The organism is Sutcliffiella horikoshii, from assembly GCF_002157855.1.
In the GTDB taxonomy this organism is placed as follows: Bacteria; Bacillota; Bacilli; order Bacillales; family Bacillaceae_I; genus Sutcliffiella_A; species Sutcliffiella_A horikoshii_C.
Genome location: NZ_CP020880.1, coordinates 2,599,667 through 2,620,239, shown reverse-complemented (window position 1 = coordinate 2,620,239; position 20,573 = coordinate 2,599,667). Strand labels below are relative to the sequence as shown.

Sequence of the window (20,573 nt, the reverse complement as noted above, 5' to 3'; positions counted from 1 at the left end):
AATTACTCCTTACAACAAGACTTGTCCATAAATTTATATGTTGAAGAAAAGCAATTTCATGCATAGATGGAGAGATTTGTTCGTATTTATAATTAGTACTTTGCTTAGCTAAAGGGGGAGAATGGATGCAGCAATTGGATCTGGAAGCACTTTATTCATTAAAAAATGTTCCTCCATGGGGGAGACAAGTTTTCTCTTCATTCTCAAAAGATATGTTATCTGAAACCCGGCCGTTTCCATGTGTATTTGGTGTAGAAGGGTTCAAGCAGGGCTCACTCCGGTTTGCTTTTATTGAAAGTCCAACAAGCGAAAATGCGATGGAGGACTTGGCAGAAGCATTAAAATTATATCTAGAAGAAGCGAGGGAACTCGGGAAGAATACATCGTTTGTTGCATTCTTTAAGCCGGAAGAGAAAAAAACCTTTGAACAGTATGAAAAACAATTTTGGAATATCCTTCAACGCCTCCATCAATTAGATGAAAAGGATTGGCCGGAAGAGATTCCTGCAGATCCAGATCATTATCTATGGGAATTCTCCTTTCATGATGAACCAATATTTGTTGTTTGCAACACTCCTGTACATGAAAAACGAGCAAGCAGGAAAGCGACAACGTTTATGATAACTTTCCAGCCGAGATGGGTGTTTGACGGCATAAGCGGTGACACCCACCTCGGAAAGCTGTTTCAAAAGACGGTCAGGGACCGCTTAGAAGTATATGACCGTGTTTCACCACATCCTTCGCTTAACTGGTATGGTAAAACTGAAACAAGAGAATGGAGGCAGTATTTCTTAATGGATGATAATAACTTAGAAACATCAAAATGCCCGTTTCACGCGTCGTTGGAGAAAGAGAAAAACAATACGTCAGGGGTCACTTATGCATTCCCATCAGATTTTAAAGAATTTCGCGTAGAAAGAGGGGTAGGAGGCAGCCTTGAAAAAGTAACCTTGGAGCTGTTACCACTCAACGGAACAGGATATGTGGAAGTACAGAAGGATGAACCGTTTAAAGCCCATCCCAATCATACGCACCCAACAAATGAAGTCCTACATATCCTTAAGGGGAGTATCTCTATGGAAGTAGGAGGAGAACTTATTACTTGTCAGGAAGGGGACAGGATTTACTTACCAAAAGAAACAGTACACGGATCATTATCAGGAATAGATGGGTGTTTATATGTCATTGCAGTATTAAAATAATTGTTAACTCCATTCTCTATTATTGGAATGGAGTTTTTTTATTAAACGGGGAAAATACTTAATGATTGGAGTCATTCCAATACTTGCTAATGGTAGCTGAAACTTCCAGTTATCTCGAATGCATACATTTTGACATTGAGATATTACTGTGTTAAAAATAAAAAGTAATCAATATCAACAAGAAGAAGGAGAGATTTCTTCATGAATAACACAACTACTAAATCAGCAATCGAAACAATGAAAGAACGTCATTCAGTACGTAAATATACACAATATGATATGCCGCAAAAAGACCTTCAAGAAATTTTAGAGGCAACCATTACTGCACCATCTTCATGGAACTTGCAGCATTGGAAGTTCCTTGTGATTCAATCAGATAGTCAGAAAGAAAAGCTTTTACCAATTGCCTATAACCAACAGCAAGTAGTGGATAGCTCTGTAACTATTGCAGTGTTAGGTGATCTTGAAGCAAACCATAATGCGGAAAGAGTGTATGGGGAAGTGGTGAACAAAGGATTCATGACTCCTGAGGTAAAAGAAATATTAACGAACCAAATCCACGGCGCATATACAAATGACCAATTTGCCCGTGATGAAGCGGTTATGAACGCTTCACTAGCATCCATGCAATTGATGCTTGCAGCCAAAGATAAAGGCTATGACACAGTGCCAATGGGCGGATTTGATAAAGTAGCATTCAGAAAAGAATTTAACATCCCTGAGCGTTATGTGCCTATTATGTTAATCTCTGTTGGTAAAGCGGCCGCTGAAGCACATGGAACATTGCGCTTCCCGCTCGATGAAGTTGTAACATATGAAACGTTTTAAGGTTTGAAAATGGAAAGGACTCACTCGGGGGTGAGTCCTTTTCCATTATTTATATAAAAAATCAAACATAACTGGAAGCCTCTTGCGCCATGCAGCTTCGTTATGCACTGCCTCTTCCACTATATCAAAGCGCACATTCTCGATTTTCTCCACTAATAAATCATACACTTTTTGACTAGAATCTATATAAATTTGATGGTTGATAAAGGAGGTATCTTCCTTTGTGCCGACATCCAAATAAAATCGTTCAACTTCACTTAAATCACTTTCTTGTATGTATGCTTCTATTTCATGTTGATTAATCCAATAGGCAGAAGACAAGGATGCAATTCGTTTGTATATATGAGGATATTTACATGCTGCATAAGTAGAAATTAGTCCGCCCATGGAACTGCCGGCCATTGCAGTTTCTTTCGGAAGTGTACGGTATTTCTCATCAATTAAAGGTTTTAATTCAAAGGTTAGATAATCAATATATTCTTTCCCTTTACCGCCTGTAAGTTTTTCATCGTTAAAAAGCCTTTGTCCAAGCTCTTTATTTTCCCATGGTGCATATTCGTTAAAACGCTCAAATCCTTCATGGTTACAATCAATGCCGACCACAATAATTTCAAGATCTGACTGCTGTTCTAAATAGTCCTTAATCCCCCAGCTGACCCCAAAGCTTGCTTCGCTATCGATAAAGAGGTTTTGTCCATCGTGCATATACAAAACAGGATAATGCTTGTCCGAGGTTTCATACCCTTTTGGTAAGAGAACGCTTACTCGTCGCTCTGATTGAAATGGGGTGATTGTTACGTTGAAATATTCAAGCATGCTTATTTACTCCTTCATGTTTATATTTCTTTTATTATAGTAGTAAATATGAAAGGAAGGTAGTAAAATTTAGTAATAGATATGGAAGTATATGCAAAATATAGAGGGGGAGAAATATGTACGAGCGGGAAGTAGGGACTGAACAAACAAATACTAAAGCTATCATATCTTTGGTGTTTGGTATTGTGTCGATTTTATTGCCTTTAATAGGAAGCATCTTTGCCATTATAGGGCTTGTGTGTTACTTTGTAGCTAAAAAAGAAATAGTTCTTACTGGGGAAAAAGGGCACGGAATTTCAGTAGCGGGTCTAGTGTGCAGTGTGGCCGGGTTGATTATTCACCTATTGGGTCTTTTGGCTATAGTAGCTTTCATGAATGTTGGATCTTTCACCTGAACAAAAGAGAGGACAGTGGCAACTGCACCGTCCTCATTCATTTCTTATTTCAAATGTTTTCTCAATAATTCAATATGCTGCTGATGCTCCTTCAATATGGACTGAACCATATTTCTACTCTCCAAGTCCAGGTCACCCTTCACAAACTCTGCCATCATATCTGACCCGAATTCCTCACCATGGATAGCACCTTCAATAATGGCACGAGAATCCTTCGGGTAGCCTTTTACCTGTTGAACTCTCTCCTGAAAAGCCCCGACCAGGCCAACATCATCGACAGCCTCGCCACCAAGGTTTTGAATTCTTTCTGCTACAAAAATAGCATGCATCTTATGGTTCTGTTGGATTGTTTGCAAATCTTTTTTAATCGCTTCATCCTGTGTGTTTTTTATATAATGTTCATATGCATGAATGCCCATGAACTCGCCCTCCAAAAAGGCGTTCAATTCCTTGATTTGCTCATCCATTCCTTTCACTCCTTCGAAACTGTCCTATCATTATGATTCAATTTAAATAAGGAAATTATTCTAAACAAAAAAAAGGAACAACCACTCTTATGGTTGCTCCCTAGAAATTACTCGGTCTTGCCAAAACCAATCTCATCCAAAAACTCATCAATCGCCTTTTCATATTCCTCGCGATTTTCAGTGTAGCTCATCGCATGCATTCCGTTTCTAGCGACATACAACTGTTTTTTTCCTTTTTTCTTTTCAAAAAGTTGCTGAGTCATCATTATTGGAATAAAGTCGTCCGGTTCACTATGGATAAATAAGACTGGATTCTCGATGTTTTCAATAACATTAATTGGTGAAACATCTCGAATGGAGTACTTATCTCTTATGCGTAAAAAAGTATTAGCAATCGGCATGACAAGCTGTTTAGGAATTTTGAAATCTGCTTTTAAACGATAGGTTAGTTGCTCCTCAAGATCTGAAAACGGACAATCAGCGATATAAAAGTCAGCACCATCTTCAATTCCACCTGCATACATCAGCAACGTCGCAGCACCCATGGATTCCCCATGAATCCCAATAGTTGCTTCACTACCAGCGTGTTCGCGAACCCAGTCTACGATCGCTTTTAAATCATGCTTTTCATAAAAACCATAGCTTGTTGTCTTTCCTCCGGATTTCCCATGTCTGCGATGATCATATAAAACGACATTCCATCCTCGTTCAAGGAAGATATTCATGTATTTAATGGAATTAAGGGTGTTCTGTGTGACACCATGACTGAAAATCATATAACGGGTGGACCCCGGTACATCAAACATTTCCCCATAAATATTGTATCCAAGTGGGGAAGGGATGGTAAGTTCTCGTTTAGGTAACTTCAAATAAACATCTTCCTTAAAGTGGCCGAGCAATTTCTCCCGTTCCAGGATTTCCTCGTTTGTCTTTTTACGAATGTACATAACTTTATTGGTGAAGAAAATACCTACAAACAGAATATAGGAAAGTAAAATGCCCATAACAATTAAAATGCGCTTTAGCTGTCTCACCTTAAAACCTCCAAAAAGGATATATATCCCATAGTTTATCATTTGGATTAGCCAGAAGGGAAATGGGAGGGCGGAAGATGGAGGGAATTTATCTAAAAAATTGTTTTTATATGATATGCTTTTGAGAAGAGAGGTGTTTAAAGGATGAACGTAGATCATCTACATAGGTTACCTGCAACGAAAGCTGCAAAGAAAATCATTGAAAGACATTTTCCTGAGTGTGAAGGCGCCATACTTGCTGGCAGTGTGGTGCGAGGTCAGGAAAGCGCCACGTCAGACTTGGATATCGTGGTCTTTGATAAAAAGTTATCAGCTTCATACAGAGAATCCTTCGTCGAGCTAGGATGGCCGATTGAATTATTCTGTCATAACCTAGACTCCTATCAAGCCTTTTTCAAAAGCGATTGTGAAAGGGCACGTCCATGTTTGCCGAGAATGATTTCAGAGGGAATCGTTCTAAAGGACAAGGGGATTTTAGATGGGATAAAACAGGAGGCAGAAACGCTTTTAATTGCTGGTCCAGAAAAATGGGACAAGGCAACAATTAAGTTGAAACAATATTTTCTCACCGATGTGCTAGATGACTTTATTGGCACAACGAATCGATCCGAAGGAATATTTGTTGCGGGGAAACTGGCTGAACTTGCAGCAGAATTTGTTTTAAGAACTAACAATAGGTGGATCGGCTCTTCCAAATGGGTTTTTCGCTCTCTTGCAGAATATGATGAAGAATATGCAGTGGCCTTTACGGAAGCTTTTGACTTATTTTATACAACCAATGATAAGAGAAGAGTTATACATATTGTGGAGAATATTTTGGATCTGCATGGTGGTAGGGTATTTGAAGGTTTTTCGTTAGGTAAAAAGTAATTAGTGATATACTAGCATTATTATTTTTAGAAAGGGCGTGTACAAAAAATGAAAATATCAGACTTGCATCATGTGAGCCTTGCGGTGGATGACATTGAAGAGGCAAAATATTTTTACGGGGCACTTCTTGGTTTTTCTGAGTTAAAAAGACCAGACTTTGATTTTCCTGGTGCTTGGTATCAAGTAGGGAATTCTCAGCTTCATTTAATTCAAAATAAAGAAGCGGAAACCTTGAGAAGTGAAAATAAAATTGACAGTAGAGATGGTCATTTTGCCATCAGAGTAGATGATTATTATCAAACGGTGGAATTTTTAAAAGGTAAAGGTATTGAAATAGTGCAAAAACCTCATAGCAAAAGCGGTTTTGCACAAATCTTTTGTATGGATCCCTCCAATAATTTAATTGAATTTAATGTAGATCAGAAGAACTTGAAGGAACAGGAGTAGCCATTATTAGTTGCTACTCCTGTTTCTTAATACCATTATAAACCCCTCTAAAATCTCATGACTTACAAAAAAACCTTTGCGTTTATAAAACTCCAGTGCCTGCTCGTTCCCATTTGAAACAAAGATAAAATAATCTTCTACTTCATTGAAAGTTTTAAGCCAATCCATTGACATGGAAAACAGCTTTGAACCAATTCCGTATTGGCGATATTTATCCTTGATGTAGAATTGAGACAAGCATCCAACGTGCGTTTTCTCAACGGACTCCATGTCAAAAAAAGTAGCAAATTCAGACGAATAGACCTCTTTTGGAGAAATGTTTGAGTAAACATAGCCAATAACTTCATCCTCATTTTTCACTACCACCAAATAATTATGCTGAGCTTTTTCTACAGAGGGAATTAATCTGGTTTCATATGTCATGTTATCGAAACGTTCAGGTGTAATATACGCCAATGATTTCTGGTATACCATTAACTCATTACAAATTTCTTTGCACATTTCTAATCTATCAATAGGTACTTCTTCATATGTAAAATTCATTTTTATCTCCCCCTAAAGATTATTATAAAATAAGTAGAATGAAAATTCTCTACTTTCTCTTTCTAAGTTGTTGCTATAATAAGAGGGAGCAAACTTTATTACGGTTAGGTAATTCCTATCCAGGGGGAGGAACGATGAAACTAGGTGCGTTTTCAATCAGTTTAACAGTAAAAGACATCCACAAATCAAAAGAATTCTATGAGTGTCTCGGTTTTGAAGTGTTGGGAGGGGAAATCAGCCATAATTGGTTGATTATGAAAAATGAAAGTTGTGTTATTGGGCTTTTCCAAGGGATGTTTGAGAAAAATATTTTAACATTTAATCCAGGATGGAATCAAAATGCAGAGAGCTTGGATGAATTTACAGATGTCAGAGTCCTTCAAAAGACCCTTAAAGAGAAAGGAATTAAGATCCTGACAGAAGCAAATGAATCAACTAAGGGACCGGCAAGCCTTACAATAGAAGATCCAGATGGGAACCCTATCTTAATTGATCAACATAGATAGATTAAAAATAGTCGACTTGTTTTGGGAGTATATCCCTTATCAAGTCGACTTTATTATTTTACCTATTAAATATTTCGTCCCAAGTATTTATCATATCCCAAGAAAATCTCGGTAACATTGAAAATATATCTTGGTCGGTTACCAACGCTGCAACTACGATTGATGTAAGAAAGAAACCTGTTATTGCAATTAAAAACGCATAAGTTTCCATGGATTTTTGAAACTCCGTTTTTTGATTCATCATCTTTCCTCTTCTCTGTGATTTAGTATCTAATACGTATCTAAATCACTTTAAAGGAGAGATAGCCACCTTGGTAAAAGTATGGTGTAAGAAAAAGGTGGGGTTTTACGAAAATATCTTTTCTGATGTAATGCTCGTTTGGAAAATGATGAACGTCTATTGAAAATGAAGGTATTGATTCATTCGTAATGTCCTTCTTCTTTTTTTGCCAGCCATTTGAACTAGGAGTCTGTACAGCCGGTTCAATTTGCATGTCACTATACGTTGATATCGTATCCTTGGATAATGGAAAAGAATGTGCAACTTCTCCATACGCCAAAGAAGGAAAGGAAAGAAATAAGATAGCTATTATTATATATAGAAGTCTTCCCACCATGATCACTTTCCTTGTTAAGTTAATTAGATTTTATTTTACCCGCATAAAATCCAGAAGGCAATATCAGAAAAATAGTGTTGAGAAAATATATGTAATTTTATGTTAAAATTGTTATAGATTAATAGAAAATGAAATATAAAGGGGAGTTTGGATGGTTGACAGTGTTCTTACCTTAAAGTTTCTTATCAGTTTAATTGTTTTTGGAGTATTACTTGTCGGAGCTGTTAAACTACTACTTCGCAAAAGCCGGCTCGGACCAATATCTGTAGTATTGGTAGTACTTTTAGGAGGGTACTATCTGTATGATCAAATAATTTCCACAACATCTGATGCTGCGGTGCTTAATGATGTCCATGAAGATAGTGAGATACGGAGTTTGGAAATTAGGAAGCTTGAATTTGAGGGAAGTACCTATTCATTTAAGGAAAGAGTTCTGATTGAAGAAGAGGAGACGATTCAAGAGATATTGCAAGACTTGTCAGGTCTTGACTTAAAACGGGATATTAACAAGGAACGTGGTGGATCAGATTATGTTCTTAATATTTTGGTATCTAACCAAAAGGATAATGTAATGGAAACAGGCAACGTTCAAATAATAGTAGGAAAAGAGTATATTGATGATTATTATAAAATAGTGAGCGAGAAGGATCATTTAAAGACGATTAAAGAGTTGGAGCGGGAAGTAGAGTGGAAGGAAAAATAAGAGGAATTATTCTTTCTCCTTCTTTTTCTTGTTGCGTGTAAAAGAAGTAGCAATAGCAGCGAAAATGTCGCCTAGCAATGTAAGTAGAGCAGCCAATGTTTAAACACCTCGTTTATTTGGACTTAAGTTCAGAACTTTCGCTTAATTATAACATAAATAAGAAAGAATTAGTGGATATTATAGGGGGGGGTTCTAAGTGGGAGAAAAGGGATGTGCTGAGAGAAGTAGGGGGAAATTGAGACAAAAGGAGTGGAAAAAGAATCCTGGTGGAGCATTTAACGACGGTTTGACTCGGGGGATGGTCGGTAGCCTGGTTGACCTTGTAGGAGCTGTGAGTTGGAAGGTTACAGGAGCTTTCATTATTATTTTAATTGTTGTCCTCGTTGTAGTGACAATTTTTTAAAAATCTCATGGACCTATATAAAGTTATGAGGGATAATATAATGTTCATAAGTAATAAAGGGGGATGTGGTTAATTGGTTAATATTATGGAGCAAGAACTTCCATACATGAGAGAAGCGAATAATATACAACAGCTAACCAAAGGTTTTTCCAACGATCAGAAGTTTGTAATTGATGAAAAGTACCTTATCCGTCTTTTTCCGATTGAAGATACAAATCAAAGAAGGAGAGAATTTGAAACAATTAATAAGTTATACTTACTTTCGGATTTTGTGCCAGAAGCAATCGAATTTGGTGAACAGGAAACCTTAGGATTGGCTTATATGGTATTAACATATCTGCCAGGCAAGGATGGGGAAGAGGCGCTAAGGAATTTGACAGAGAGGGAGCAGTATCTTGTTGGGTTTCAGGCGGGGAATGAGCTGAAAAAATTACACGAGTATGCTGCTCCTAAAGCAACCGAACCATGGAACATACATAAGAAAAGAAAAAGTGACAGATACATAGAGGAATTAAAGTTACTAGAAGATTTAGACACTGGAGTTATAAGTAAAGTTATCAATTATATAAAATCTAATGAGTACTTGATGGAAGGCCGTCCTAACAGATTCCAGCATGATGATTTTCACCCATGCAACCTTATTGTAAAGGGGAAGGAATTCAATGGGTTTATTGATTTTCAGAGGATGGACTGGGGAGATCCCATACATGACTTACAAAAACTCGGCTTTTTCGGTATAAAAGTAAGTGTTCCTTTTTCCATTGGTGCCATTGATGGCTATAATGCTGGAGAAAAAATAAGTGAGGAATTTTGGAAGCTATTTGCTCTTTATAGTGCTATGCATGTAGTTTCATCATTCGTGTGGGGTAAGAAAATGGGAGACGAGCAGTATGAACTATTGTCCCGCTATGCGATGGATGTGATGAGGGTCATGATGATTTTAGGGAGAGAATTCCTCGTTGGTATAAGGATATGAGGTAGGAAGAGAGGTTCTATTAGACAGTTTGGTAAGTTTGGAAGGTGCTTCGGTCAAATAGAACTTTTCTATTAGACAATTTACCATGTTGGTAAGATGTTCGATCAAATAGAATCAAAAAGAGGTTCTTCTATTTAGAACCTCCATACTTAGAACCTATTTCTTCTTCTTTTTCGATAAGTCCACAAATCCTTTTTTAACTACTTTCTCTAAGGCCACGTGAACATTAATGTGACGATCATCAACATGAGTCACACTTAAGACTTTCCCTTTTCTTCCCTTTATCCTTAATTCCTCATCCACATTTGGGAACTCTTTGCGGTACTGACTTAATACAACGTTCTTGTTTTCCATAAAATAAACGAAATACATAGAGATCTCACCTGTTTCATTTAGAATGGGTTATAGGAGCTCGCTCTTATAACACTTTTTACAAAATATGTTTGGATACTTTGTTTTAGACCTTATTTGAAGTTGTGGTTGGTAGAATTGAAATTAATATAAGGGAGTGTTTTTTTTGGTTCATGCGTTTGCACTTTTTATCGTGGCTGGAATAGCGGAAATTGGTGGGGGATATTTGATATGGCTGTGGCTAAGAGAAGGGAAGTCTGCATACTTGGGATTAGCTGGTGGAATTGCCTTGGCGCTATATGGTGTCTTAGCCACGTTTCAAAGTTTCCCTTCTTTTGGTAGGGTATATGCTGCTTATGGGGGAGTGTTCATTATTCTTTCCGTACTGTGGGGATGGGGCGTCGATAGAAAGACACCAGATTTTTATGATTGGGTTGGAGCGGCGATTTGCTTGATTGGTGTGGGTGTCATGTTATTTGCACCTAGGAGTTGATAGATAGGAACGAGGACAATGTTGACGTGATTTCGGGGTTACCGGGTTTTATAGGAGGTCAACGAGGACAATGTTGACGTGATTTCGGGGTTACCGGGTTTCATAGGAGTTCAACGAGGACAATGTTGACGTGATTTCAGGGTTACCGGGTTTCATAGGAGTTCAACGAGGACAATGTTGACGTGATTTCGGGGTTACCGGGTTTTATAGGAGTTCAACGAGGACAATGTTGACGTGATTTCAGGGTTACCGGGTTTCATAGGAGTTCAACGAGGACAATGTTGACGTGATTTCGGGGTTACCGGGTTTCATAGGAGTTCAACGAGGACAATGTTGACGTGATTTCAGAGGTGCTGGGTTCCATAGGAGGTAAACGAGGACAATGTTGACGTGATTTCGGAGTTACCGGGTTTCATAGGAGTTCAATGAGCACAATGTTTGCATGTTTCGGAGTTATCAGGACTCATAGGCCAAAAAGAAAGAAACTGCACTACTGCAGTTTCCATCAAAGAGACTATTTTATTGCTCCGAATTCTGGCGCTTTGTCGGATGGCTCGCGTGTTCCACTTCTTCAGCAGAAACAACTTGCTTCGCGCTCTCAGCGTTAGGCTGACCCTTTTGGCTTGGACCATTATGGTTATTATGCTTGGACATATAGGTCTCTCCCTTCCTTATTCTCCCTATTTAATGTGAGTAAGGAAGCGGGAATTTATACACCAGGAGGGACAGCAGTTCCATTCGATTGTACAAGTTTATAATATTGGCTTTCATATTGCTTATCTAAATGTGGTAGGAGGTTCTCTAATGCTCTTACAACACGCTTCAAGTTGATTCCTGTTTCAATGCCCATTTGTTCTAGCATATAGACGACGTCTTCTGTTGCAACATTTCCGGATGCGCCCGGTGCAAACGGACATCCACCAAGTCCGCCTGCTGACGTGTCAAATCGATCCACACCTGCTTGAAGGGCTGCAAAAATATTTGCCAGAGCCATACCGCGGGTGTTATGGAAATGGGCTGTTAACATTACGTCATCTAATTCCTCTTTTAAAACAGAGAAAAGTTGAAAGGATTCCTTAGGATTCGCCAATCCGATTGTATCAGCAACACTCAACTCATCCACACCAAAAGCAACAAAGCGCTTACATAATGAAACAACATCCTCCATTGCTACTTTCCCCTCATACGGACAATAAAACGAAGTGGAAATACAAGCACGCACAAAGTACCCCTCTTCTTTTAATTCCCTTACTAAAGGTTCCAATTCCACCAAGCTTTCCTTGGTGGTTTTATTGATGTTTTTCTTATTAAAAGTATCACTTACCCCAACGAACACAGCGGCATTTTTACAAGAGGTGCTTCTTAATCTCTCAATGCCTTTTTGGTTTGGTACTAACACAAAATTTCTAGTCTCACTATCATTGCAACTTTCAATGATAGTAGCGGCGTCTGACATTTGTGGTACCCACCTTGGAGAGACAAAGGATGTTAGCTCCATCTCTGGAATTCCCGCTTTCTTCAATTCTGTAATAAAATCGATTTTCGCATCCGTCGGTACAAAAGTTTTCAAATTTTGTAATCCATCACGCGGACCTACTTCGATAATGGTTGCTTTAGATGGCAAGTTCATCGTTGTTTCCCCCTTCACGAATAATTTCTCCCATCTTTAATTTTATGGAATAGAGGGTGCTAAAAGCAAGAATAATAGAAATTTTATAAAAAAAGAAGGATTTTCGACATGAATCTAGAAATTAATCAGTCGAGAGGAGAGGAAATTATGTCGAATAAAGAAGTAGTTATTGTAAGCGCTGTCAGAACAGCGATTGGAAGTTTTGGTGGGGCATTTAAAGATGTTTCCGCTCCACAGTTAGGGTCAGTGGTAATTAAAGAAGCGCTCGCACAAGCCGGGCTTGCACCAGATAGTGTAGATGAAGTAATCATGGGGAATGTACTGCAGGCAGGTCTTGGCCAGAATCCTGCAAGACAAGCAGCGATGGCAGCAGGACTACCACAAGAAGTGTCCTCCATGACCATTAATAAAGTTTGTGGATCAGGGCTGAAAGCAGTTCACCTTGCCACACAAGCAATCCTAGCTGGGGATGCAGATATTGTCGTTGCCGGTGGAATGGAAAATATGTCTCAGGCTCCTTACTTATTAAAAGGTGCTCGTGACGGTTTCAAAATGGGCGATCAGAAGTTAGTCGACACTATGGTGGCGGATGGTTTGACTTGCGCCTTCAACGATTACCATATGGGAGTGACAGCTGAGAACCTCTGCACGAAATATGAATTAACTCGAGAAGAACAGGATGAATTTGCTGCAAACAGCCAACAGAAAGCAGTCCAAGCAATCGAAGACGGCAAGTTCAAAGACGAAATCGTACCAGTAGAAGTGAAAAAGAAAAAAGAAATTCTGACGATAGATACAGACGAATATCCTAGAAAAGGAACCACAGCAGAAAAGCTTGGCGGATTACGTCCTGCTTTTAAAAAGGATGGTTCTGTTACAGCTGGAAACGCGTCTGGGATTAATGACGGAGCTGCGGCGGTAGTGGTAATGAGCAAGGAAAAGGCGGAAGAGCTTGGTATCAAACCGCTTGTAAGAATCGTTGCCAACGCAAGCAGTGGAGTAGACCCAAGTATCATGGGAATCGGTCCTGTCACTGCTGTGAAAAAAGCAATGGAAAAAGGCGGCCAGTCCATGGAAGAAATGGACCTTGTAGAAGCAAACGAAGCTTTTGCAGCTCAAGCTCTTGCTGTGGGTAAAGAATTGCAGTTCAATCCTGAAAAGTTAAATGTCAATGGAGGTGCCATAGCATTAGGCCACCCGATCGGTGCCAGTGGAACTAGAATTTTAGTGACACTTATCCATGAAATGAAGCGCCGTGAAGTGAAAAAAGGACTTGCAACATTATGTATTGGCGGCGGCCAAGGTGTCGCTACAATTGTAGAAAACATATAAAGAGAGAGGTGCAACTTAAGATGAAACCAATTTATACATCCTTTACAGAAGCGGTAAAAGACATTCATGATGGTGCAACGATTATGGTCGGCGGATTCGGATTGTGCGGCATACCGGAAAACTTAATTCTTGCACTTGTGGAAACAGGGGTAAAAGATTTAACGGTCATCTCCAATAACTGTGGTGTAGATGAATGGGGGCTTGGGCTTCTACTGAAAAACAAACAAATCAAGAAAATGATTGGTTCTTATGTTGGAGAAAATAAAGAATTTGAGCGTCAGGTTTTATCTGGTGAGCTTGAAGTAGAGCTAACACCACAAGGTACGCTTGCGGAGAAAATCAGAGCAGGCGGAGCAGGAATCCCTGCATTTTATACACCAGCGGGAGTAGGGACACCAATTGCGGAAGGCAAGGAAGTCCGTGAATTTAACGGAAAAGAATACTTGCTTGAAGAAGCTTACAGTGCGGATTTCAGTTTAGTGAGAGCAACCAAGGCCGATAAAATGGGGAACCTCATTTACAACAAAACGGCTCGAAATTTTAACCCAATGATTGCTGCAGCTGGTAAAGTGACCATTGCGGAAGTGGAAGATCTTGTAGAGATCGGTGACTTGGATCCAAACCTGATTCAGACACCAAGCATCTATGTTCAACGACTAATCGTAGGTCAGCAAGAAAAGAAAATCGAACGTGTTACCACAAGAGACTAGCAAGGAGGGGAACAAACGATGACAACTATAAATAACCGCGAAAAAATAGCAAAAAGAGCAGAAAAAGAAATTGAGAACGGCTACTATGTGAACCTTGGAATCGGAATGCCCACTCTTGTGGCGAATTACATATCCGATAACAAACAGGTAGTTCTGCAATCAGAAAACGGCCTTTTAGGTATCGGGCCATACCCGACAAAAGAGAATGTGGATGCAGACCTAATTAATGCTGGAAAAGAGACCGTAACGGCTATCCCTGGAGCAGCCTACTTTGACAGCGCTGAATCATTCGCGATGATTCGTGGCGGTCATGTAAATATCGCAATTTTAGGTGGCATGGAAGTTAGTGAGAACGGTGACCTTGCCAACTGGATGATCCCAGGCAAAATGATCAAAGGCATGGGGGGCGCAATGGACCTTGTGCACGGGGCTGAACGTATCATCGTCATTATGGATCACGTCAATAAAGCTGGAGAAGCAAAGATATTGAAGGAATGCACATTGCCTTTGACCGGTAAAGGTGTGGTGGACAGAATCATCACAGACCGGGCGGTAATGGATGTAACCGAACAGGGCTTAAAGCTTGTGGAAGTTGCAAGCGGCTTTACAGTGGAAGATATCCAGAACACGACGGAGCCGACGTTGATTGTGGATGAGCATGTGAAACTAGAAGCTTTTTAGATTATAGTGTATAAATGAACAGGAGGGAATCGTTATCCTTCCTGTTTTTTTATTTGAACAATATCTTTACCTTCTAACGTATAGAACAACTATTGCCAAAATAATTAATCCTCCCAAAATGAATGGACCTACCCCCGAACTATAAACAACATAAATCCGTACGTGACGGACAAAATTAACAACAAGAAATAGCATTAAGAAAATACCTAAAAATATGATTAATTGTTTATGTTTATTCTTGTACAAAGCAATCAGCCCCTTGGTTGAAGCTTGTATAAAGATTGGGAAAGAACATCTCCTTATAAAACACTATGTTAACTTGATCTTGTATTATTCTAAAAGTTATTACTGAGTCTTTTTACCTATAAAACATTTAAGATTTGTACATGATATCTTATAGTCATGCTATAATAACGAAAAGGGAGGTGAGCTAAAGTGGAAAATGAACTGTTAAAACAAATTCTGCAAGGAATCAATGAGATGAAGGTAGACATAAGCCAGTTAAAGAGTGATGTTAGTACATTAAAGAGTGATGTTAGTATATTAAAGAGCGATGTTAGTACATTAAAGAATGATGTTAGTATATTAAAGAGCGATGTTGATACGTTAAAATCTGAGTTCAAAGATTATAAAGATGAATACCGTCGTGATATGAAAAAGATTGATTTACGACTCAACGCCACAAACGAAAGACTGGATTCATTTAAATTTGATACAGATCTTCTTATTGAGAAAAACGCCAAATTGGAATTTAGGGTTAATAGGTTAGAAAAAAACACAGAAGTTTAAAGTCTCCTCGAGAAATACTTATGATTCAATCCCCTAATTTCTACGCCACTAGAATGTAAATTTCCTTAAATACAATTACCCATAAAAAAAGCATTTAATAATGTAAAGGGTTCCGTTGCCTATCGCAAATATAGAAAAAGCAAAAAATCACCTATCAAATTGGAAGCCAATTTAGTAGGTGATTTTTTTATATCAAAGGTTTTTCAGTCAAATATAAGGGGGATTTGTAGATTAATTTGTATCCCAATTTGCAACAAGAGAATGTGCCATTTTATGAAGACAAATACACCAATATTTTGTGTTGCAAATTCAGATATTTATTAGGTGAATTGAATAAAATTTTTGATAAAGGTTTAGTGGAATTTTATGTTAAAATATAACCAGATACAATGTAATTGTTGTTCTGTTAAAGGGCGGGATTATTGAAAAAGGAGGGGTTTTAAAAATTGAATGAAGTGCTTTTATTCTCGATAGTAATGTTTTTAATTTTGACTTATAAACAATTGAAGGTGCTTAAAAACAAAGAAGTTCCAAGAGGTAACCGAAGATTAGCTTGGTCGTTATATAGCTTTTCTGTAATAGTATTAGTAGTTATAAATATCTACTCTTCAAATATCTCGTATTAAAGTATATAGGGCAATTGTTGAATATCGAAATAAAAAATTGGCTTAGAGGAAAATAACCTCTAAGCCTTCTAGTGGGAAATTATTCATTACCGTGACTAAGATTAAAATCCAACCAATAGTTAATTGTTGTAACCGTATTGGTAGCCAAGCACTTCACCAATAATTTCATCTTGTTTTAGAATTTGCTTAGTCCCTCTAAACCAATCATCACTTACCACATAATACTCGTTATCTGCTAATACCAATTCATTCTGATTAAACTCGAAAACGTAATCCAGCATTCCTTTTTTGTCGTAATCCACCCCTGCTTTATCCATAGCTGGAAAGTAACTATCTTTATCAAGACCAAGCCTATGTGCCTTTCCATAAAACGTATCTAATTTTTGGTTGTTTATATAAATTTGCCCTTCGGAAATGCTAATTTTCTCACCAGGAAGTGCAATAATTCTAGAAATCATCTTGTCATTCGTACTATTGCTAAAGAATACAATATCTCCTCGAATATATGAGGATGGTTCTAAACTTGGATCTATCACAAGAACTTGATCATAGTAATCGTGGTTTCCTCGATCCATATTATCAGATAGGTAATGATGCTCAATCCAGTCGGGTTCAACATCTTTAAAAATACTTACATTAGCGTCCGTATCATTGTCCGACACGGTTCCAGATGGTGAGTTGAAAGAGCAACCCATAAGTACCAATAACATAATTACAAAAACGCCAAATCTAAATAATTATTCCCCCTTTGTATATATTGTACGGAAAAAAAAGGAAAACACTATTGTTAGTTGTGTATGTTTATTGAATTTTGAGAAATTAAACAACCCTTTTCTAGAAAGGCAAGATAAGGAATAATCTTTATTCTAAGGAATATACACAAAGACATATTAATCTAAATGGAGCGATTGGTGAATAAGCATCTAAAAAAAATCAACAATTTATAACTCAGTTCATTTTCGAGCTGGGTTATTTTTGATTTTCAAAATACACAAACAATAAGTCTAAAGGTTATGGGATTTTATGTTAATATATAAAGTGAGATTTTTTGAAAAGTGAGCATGATAAAGGAGTTTATATAAATGGATAATCCGTTTGATTGTATTACTGAATTTATATTTGTGGAAACGCCAGTATCTCCAGCGGATGTAATATTGGTGACAGGTGCCAATCATCCTCCATTAATGGAGAAGGCTGCAGAATTGTATAAGCAAGGAATGGCTCCATATATACTACCATCTGGCGGATTTAAACCACACGTTGGAATGACCGAGTGGGAGTATTTACGAAAAATAGCCATAGAAAATGGAATACCTGAAGAAGTAATTTTAAAAGAAGACAAGGCACAACATACATTAGAAAATGCCCGCTTTTCGTTAGAAGTTCTTCGCAGGAACAATTTAGTTCCGGGAAAAGCGATTGTGGTTTGTAAAGCAGGGCATGCTAGGCGTTCATTACTATGCTACCAAGCTGAATTCCCAATAGATTGTGAATTTCTAGTCTCACCTTGTGTTGATAGATATGGAATAACAAAGGAAAACTGGTGTTTAACAGAAATCGGCATAAAACGTGTAATGAATGAAGTTGAAAAAATTGGTACATATTTCGGTGAAATCATTCCTAGATGGAAAAACATGCACCTATTAAAAGAGAAAGGAGAAAATGAAATATGAAACAACTGATCGCCCTCGGTGGAGGAGGCTTTTCCATGGAACCTGAGAACCCGTTCTTAGATCGCTATATCCTCCAACAAACAGGTAAGCCCACACCGAAAATTTGTTTTATCCCAACTGCCAGCGGTGACGCGGATAATTATATTGCTAGGTTTTATCAGTTCTTTGAGAAGGAGGAATGTGTACCATCGCATCTTTCACTTTTTAACCCGCCTACGAGGAATTTTGAAGCATTTTTATTAGATAAAGATATCATTTATGTCGGAGGTGGTAATACTCGAAATCTATTAATACTGTGGAGAGAATGGGGGCTAGACGTCATTCTGAAAAAGGCATATGACAAAGGTGTCTTACTTGCCGGTATTAGTGCAGGGTCCATTTGTTGGTTTCAAGAAGGAGTGACGGATTCCTTTGGGGATGTATTAGAACCAATTCAGTGCTTAGGTTTCATAGAAGGTAGTAATTGTCCTCATTATGATGGGGAGGTAAAAAGGAGACCATCCTATAAAGAAATGGTGGCAAATAAGAACATTATTCCAGGTATAGCAACCGATGACGGCGTTGCGCTCCATTATGTGAACAATAAACTTGAGCATATTGTTAGTTCAAGGCCCAGTGCAAAAGCATACAAAGTTTATTTTGAGAAAGAACTTTTGGAAGAAGAGCTTCCGACAAAGTATTTAGGGAGTTAAGAGGGGATGCAGCAGTGGTAAACAAACTGAGTTGGGTAGGAAGCAAGAAACATTTTGTGGACGAAATCAGTGTAGTGAAGGTGGGGGAGAAGATTGTTCTCGGTCGTTTTGGCGGGAATTCCACTGCAGGACAATATAAAAATGAGGATGGTTGTTTAATCTGGTGTAATGAAAAAAATTGGGAGTTTGTGATTTTACTAGATGCTCATTTTACAGCAGAAAGTGCAGAGTTGGTTATTTCAACAGTTGAAAAGAATGAACAAAGGTTTTTAGCCATTTTTACATTGCCGGTAAAAGATTTATTTACAAGTTTAAGTGACTTGGTGCTGGATATCTTTCAAAGCGAAAGTTTCATACTGGATTGTAAGAATGTTCAAGGAGAGACAGCCTGTTTACTTGCATTCCGCAAAGACAAGTATTTGTGGTGGTTCTCGATAGGAGACTGCTTACTGTTACTGCATCATCCGGACCTTGAGCGGTTAGGTGAATATCAACAAAATCATCGCAGCTTTTTTGAATGGGTCGGCAAAGAAAGTACATTCAACAAAGATGTTCCTTGTTACAGCAAGGGTGTTAAGGAACTGCGAACTGGTGAAAATCATATTTTCATGACAACAGATGGATTAGTGGAATGCCCGAATACTTCATATAATGAAGCAAAAAATATTTATCGTGTGTTTCAGGATGTTACTTGTGCCGTCGGAGTTAGGAAACTTCTAGAAAAGATTCAATCAAAAAACGTACGGGACAGTACAACGGTTGTTTCCTGGATAATACAAAACGATAAAGCGGCAACTATTCCAAGTGATTTAAAGTAAACGAAAAAAAGGTAGGTACTACATACATGTCATTTCATATTAGAGTAAGAGCTGGTGCATTAATCATTCAGAACGCTTCTATATTATTGATAGAATTTAATGACGAAAATGGATTGCATTATAATTTACCTGCTGGTGGAACAGAGCCAGGTGAAACGCTAAAGGAAGCTGTAAAAAGAGAAGCTAAAGAAGAAGCGTCCATTGATGTGGAAGTTGGATCATTGGCATTCGTTTATGAATATGCCCCTCACTTAAACAACAACAAGTACGGTGGCACGCACTCACTGGGGTTAATGTTTGAATGTAACGTACCAGAAGGCTGTATACCAAGATTGCCAGCTAACCCAGATCCCAATCAAACAGGAGTGAAATGGATTCCTTTAACCGAATTGGACAAGGTGATTTTATATCCGAATATTAAGGAACACATTCTTGCTTATGCAGAGAAAAAACGAAGCGTTGAAATTATAGAAGAGCATCATTTAGAGGAATACCTTATAGAAAGATAGGAGTGGGGAGGTTTGCAAATTATCCGAGATAAAAAGAGAAGCTTTGACCTTGAAGCAATGCTAGAGAAACCATTGTTTGCTCATCTAGCAACCATTGAGGGGGATATCCCCAAAGATTCTCCTGTTTGGTTTCATTGGGAGGAAAATGAATTATGGATAATTGGAACTGCTAACGATACCTTTCCAAAAAGAATTCAGAATAACTCAAAGTGTGCCATTGGGATAGTAGACTTTGATTTTACTACGGGTAAAGTACACCATGCAGGATTCCGCGGAAATGGTAGTGTAGAGCCTTTTGATTCAGGTATAGCATATAAAATCATTTCGAAATATCTTGGCAAAGATGAATCTAAATGGGATCAGAGGTTTCAAAACTTAGATTCGTCTAATGTGTTAATTAGGTTTCAACCTAAGACTGTAGTGATTAGGGATCAGTCGTATCTAATATAAACAAGGGGAACA

29 protein-coding genes are annotated in these 20,573 nt (G+C 38.2%); 19 read left to right on the top strand and 10 right to left on the bottom strand.

What is annotated here, in order from left to right; genetic code table 11:
* The first annotated feature begins 125 nt into the window (after nucleotides 1-125).
* Both B4U37_RS13545 and B4U37_RS13540 read left to right on the top strand, forming a co-directional pair.
* Nucleotides 126-1,202, top strand: coding sequence for a YqcI/YcgG family protein (locus B4U37_RS13545; protein WP_088018651.1), 1,077 nt, complete (start codon nucleotides 126-128; stop codon nucleotides 1,200-1,202).
* 201 nt (nucleotides 1,203-1,403) lie between these two features.
* The gene (locus tag B4U37_RS13540; protein WP_088018650.1) at nucleotides 1,404-2,030 is read left to right on the top strand and encodes a nitroreductase family protein; all 627 of its coding nucleotides are present in this window, start codon (nucleotides 1,404-1,406) and stop codon (nucleotides 2,028-2,030) included.
* Nucleotides 2,031-2,075: 45 nt separating this feature from the next.
* Here the strand turns inward: B4U37_RS13540 and B4U37_RS13535 are convergent, their stop codons facing one another.
* Nucleotides 2,076-2,846: an alpha/beta hydrolase gene (locus B4U37_RS13535; RefSeq protein ID WP_088018649.1), complete on the bottom strand. Its 771-nt coding sequence runs from the start codon at nucleotides 2,844-2,846 to the stop codon at nucleotides 2,076-2,078.
* A 116-nt stretch (nucleotides 2,847-2,962) separates the two neighbouring features.
* On the opposite strand from B4U37_RS13535, the gene B4U37_RS13530 reads away from it, so the two are divergent.
* The gene (locus tag B4U37_RS13530) at nucleotides 2,963-3,241 is read left to right on the top strand and encodes a DUF4190 domain-containing protein (RefSeq protein ID WP_010194294.1); all 279 of its coding nucleotides are present in this window, start codon (nucleotides 2,963-2,965) and stop codon (nucleotides 3,239-3,241) included.
* 44 nt (nucleotides 3,242-3,285) lie between these two features.
* Here the strand turns inward: B4U37_RS13530 and B4U37_RS13525 are convergent, their stop codons facing one another.
* Nucleotides 3,286-3,708 carry a ferritin-like domain-containing protein gene (locus B4U37_RS13525; protein ID WP_088018648.1) on the bottom strand — a complete coding sequence of 141 codons (423 nt, stop codon included), beginning with the start codon at nucleotides 3,706-3,708 and terminating at the stop codon, nucleotides 3,286-3,288.
* 107 nt (nucleotides 3,709-3,815) lie between these two features.
* Nucleotides 3,816-4,784 (bottom strand): alpha/beta hydrolase, encoded by a 969-nt coding sequence (locus tag B4U37_RS13520; RefSeq protein WP_425444082.1) that lies wholly within the window; start codon nucleotides 4,782-4,784, stop codon nucleotides 3,816-3,818.
* Nucleotides 4,785-4,886: 102 nt separating this feature from the next.
* On the opposite strand from B4U37_RS13520, the gene B4U37_RS13515 reads away from it, so the two are divergent.
* Nucleotides 4,887-5,612, top strand: coding sequence for a nucleotidyltransferase domain-containing protein (locus tag B4U37_RS13515; RefSeq protein WP_010194300.1), 726 nt, complete (start codon nucleotides 4,887-4,889; stop codon nucleotides 5,610-5,612).
* A gap of 84 nt (nucleotides 5,613-5,696) precedes the next feature.
* Nucleotides 5,697-6,059, top strand: coding sequence for a VOC family protein (locus B4U37_RS13510; RefSeq protein WP_342746460.1), 363 nt, complete (start codon nucleotides 5,697-5,699; stop codon nucleotides 6,057-6,059).
* 6 nt (nucleotides 6,060-6,065) lie between these two features.
* Here the strand turns inward: B4U37_RS13510 and B4U37_RS13505 are convergent, their stop codons facing one another.
* Complete coding sequence (locus B4U37_RS13505; RefSeq protein WP_088018646.1) at nucleotides 6,066-6,602, bottom strand: GNAT family N-acetyltransferase; 537 nt, start codon at nucleotides 6,600-6,602, stop codon at nucleotides 6,066-6,068.
* A 134-nt stretch (nucleotides 6,603-6,736) separates the two neighbouring features.
* Here B4U37_RS13505 and B4U37_RS13500 point away from each other — a divergent pair, with 134 nt between their 5' ends.
* Nucleotides 6,737-7,108: a VOC family protein gene (locus tag B4U37_RS13500; RefSeq protein ID WP_010194304.1), complete on the top strand. Its 372-nt coding sequence runs from the start codon at nucleotides 6,737-6,739 to the stop codon at nucleotides 7,106-7,108.
* Between the two features lie 58 nt (nucleotides 7,109-7,166).
* Here B4U37_RS13500 and B4U37_RS13495 read toward each other — a convergent pair whose 3' ends face one another.
* The gene (locus B4U37_RS13495) at nucleotides 7,167-7,352 is read right to left on the bottom strand and encodes a hypothetical protein (protein WP_157182441.1); all 186 of its coding nucleotides are present in this window, start codon (nucleotides 7,350-7,352) and stop codon (nucleotides 7,167-7,169) included.
* 37 nt (nucleotides 7,353-7,389) lie between these two features.
* The gene (locus B4U37_RS13490) at nucleotides 7,390-7,725 is read right to left on the bottom strand and encodes a hypothetical protein (RefSeq protein WP_088018645.1); all 336 of its coding nucleotides are present in this window, start codon (nucleotides 7,723-7,725) and stop codon (nucleotides 7,390-7,392) included.
* Between the two features lie 151 nt (nucleotides 7,726-7,876).
* Between B4U37_RS13490 and B4U37_RS13485 the strand changes: the two genes are divergently transcribed.
* From B4U37_RS13485 to B4U37_RS13475, 3 genes are all read left to right on the top strand, one after another.
* Nucleotides 7,877-8,428, top strand: coding sequence for a hypothetical protein (locus B4U37_RS13485; protein WP_088018644.1), 552 nt, complete (start codon nucleotides 7,877-7,879; stop codon nucleotides 8,426-8,428).
* Between the two features lie 196 nt (nucleotides 8,429-8,624).
* Entirely contained in the window at nucleotides 8,625-8,831 is a 207-nt protein-coding gene (locus B4U37_RS13480; RefSeq protein WP_088018643.1) for a DUF6366 family protein, read from the top strand.
* Nucleotides 8,832-8,904: 73 nt separating this feature from the next.
* Nucleotides 8,905-9,807 (top strand): aminoglycoside phosphotransferase family protein, encoded by a 903-nt coding sequence (locus B4U37_RS13475; RefSeq protein WP_245839977.1) that lies wholly within the window; start codon nucleotides 8,905-8,907, stop codon nucleotides 9,805-9,807.
* A gap of 156 nt (nucleotides 9,808-9,963) precedes the next feature.
* Here B4U37_RS13475 and B4U37_RS13470 read toward each other — a convergent pair whose 3' ends face one another.
* Nucleotides 9,964-10,161: a hypothetical protein gene (locus B4U37_RS13470; protein ID WP_342746459.1), complete on the bottom strand. Its 198-nt coding sequence runs from the start codon at nucleotides 10,159-10,161 to the stop codon at nucleotides 9,964-9,966.
* 163 nt (nucleotides 10,162-10,324) lie between these two features.
* On the opposite strand from B4U37_RS13470, the gene B4U37_RS13465 reads away from it, so the two are divergent.
* Complete coding sequence (locus B4U37_RS13465) at nucleotides 10,325-10,651, top strand: YnfA family protein (protein ID WP_010194318.1); 327 nt, start codon at nucleotides 10,325-10,327, stop codon at nucleotides 10,649-10,651.
* A gap of 519 nt (nucleotides 10,652-11,170) precedes the next feature.
* Here the strand turns inward: B4U37_RS13465 and B4U37_RS22575 are convergent.
* Together B4U37_RS22575 and B4U37_RS13460 are read right to left on the bottom strand one after the other, a co-directional pair.
* Entirely contained in the window at nucleotides 11,171-11,305 is a 135-nt protein-coding gene (locus B4U37_RS22575) for a hypothetical protein (protein WP_281252730.1), read from the bottom strand.
* A gap of 55 nt (nucleotides 11,306-11,360) precedes the next feature.
* A complete protein-coding gene (locus B4U37_RS13460; RefSeq protein WP_088018641.1) occupies nucleotides 11,361-12,281 on the bottom strand; it encodes a hydroxymethylglutaryl-CoA lyase in 921 nt (306 codons plus the stop codon).
* Nucleotides 12,282-12,428: 147 nt separating this feature from the next.
* Here B4U37_RS13460 and B4U37_RS13455 point away from each other — a divergent pair, with 147 nt between their 5' ends.
* From B4U37_RS13455 to B4U37_RS13440, 4 genes are all read left to right on the top strand, one after another.
* Nucleotides 12,429-13,613 (top strand): acetyl-CoA C-acetyltransferase, encoded by a 1,185-nt coding sequence (locus B4U37_RS13455; RefSeq protein ID WP_088018640.1) that lies wholly within the window; start codon nucleotides 12,429-12,431, stop codon nucleotides 13,611-13,613.
* Between the two features lie 20 nt (nucleotides 13,614-13,633).
* Nucleotides 13,634-14,323, top strand: a complete 690-nt coding sequence (locus B4U37_RS13450; protein WP_088018639.1) for a CoA transferase subunit A — start codon at nucleotides 13,634-13,636, stop codon at nucleotides 14,321-14,323.
* An 18-nt stretch (nucleotides 14,324-14,341) separates the two neighbouring features.
* On the top strand, nucleotides 14,342-15,004 hold the full coding sequence (locus tag B4U37_RS13445) for a CoA transferase subunit B (protein WP_088018638.1): 663 nt from the start codon (nucleotides 14,342-14,344) through the stop codon (nucleotides 15,002-15,004).
* 435 nt (nucleotides 15,005-15,439) lie between these two features.
* Nucleotides 15,440-15,793 (top strand): CCDC90 family protein, encoded by a 354-nt coding sequence (locus tag B4U37_RS13440; protein WP_088018637.1) that lies wholly within the window; start codon nucleotides 15,440-15,442, stop codon nucleotides 15,791-15,793.
* A 745-nt stretch (nucleotides 15,794-16,538) separates the two neighbouring features.
* Here B4U37_RS13440 and lepB read toward each other — a convergent pair.
* Complete coding sequence (lepB, locus tag B4U37_RS13435) at nucleotides 16,539-17,129, bottom strand: signal peptidase I (protein WP_088018636.1); 591 nt, start codon at nucleotides 17,127-17,129, stop codon at nucleotides 16,539-16,541.
* Between the two features lie 372 nt (nucleotides 17,130-17,501).
* Here lepB and B4U37_RS13430 point away from each other — a divergent pair, with 372 nt between their 5' ends.
* The 5 genes from B4U37_RS13430 to B4U37_RS13410 are packed head-to-tail and all read left to right on the top strand — an operon-like array spanning nucleotide 17,502 to nucleotide 20,561.
* Entirely contained in the window at nucleotides 17,502-18,092 is a 591-nt protein-coding gene (locus B4U37_RS13430; protein WP_088018635.1) for a YdcF family protein, read from the top strand.
* Nucleotides 18,089-18,784, top strand: coding sequence for a Type 1 glutamine amidotransferase-like domain-containing protein (locus B4U37_RS13425; RefSeq protein ID WP_088018634.1), 696 nt, complete (start codon nucleotides 18,089-18,091; stop codon nucleotides 18,782-18,784). The genes B4U37_RS13430 and B4U37_RS13425 overlap by 4 nt, the downstream gene beginning before the upstream one ends.
* A 14-nt stretch (nucleotides 18,785-18,798) precedes the next feature.
* Complete coding sequence (locus B4U37_RS13420; protein ID WP_088018633.1) at nucleotides 18,799-19,602, top strand: PP2C family serine/threonine-protein phosphatase; 804 nt, start codon at nucleotides 18,799-18,801, stop codon at nucleotides 19,600-19,602.
* 26 nt (nucleotides 19,603-19,628) lie between these two features.
* The gene (locus B4U37_RS13415) at nucleotides 19,629-20,111 is read left to right on the top strand and encodes an NUDIX domain-containing protein (protein ID WP_010194335.1); all 483 of its coding nucleotides are present in this window, start codon (nucleotides 19,629-19,631) and stop codon (nucleotides 20,109-20,111) included.
* Nucleotides 20,112-20,123: 12 nt separating this feature from the next.
* On the top strand, nucleotides 20,124-20,561 hold the full coding sequence (locus B4U37_RS13410) for a pyridoxamine 5'-phosphate oxidase family protein (RefSeq protein ID WP_010194336.1): 438 nt from the start codon (nucleotides 20,124-20,126) through the stop codon (nucleotides 20,559-20,561).
* Nucleotides 20,562-20,573 lie beyond the last annotated feature (12 nt).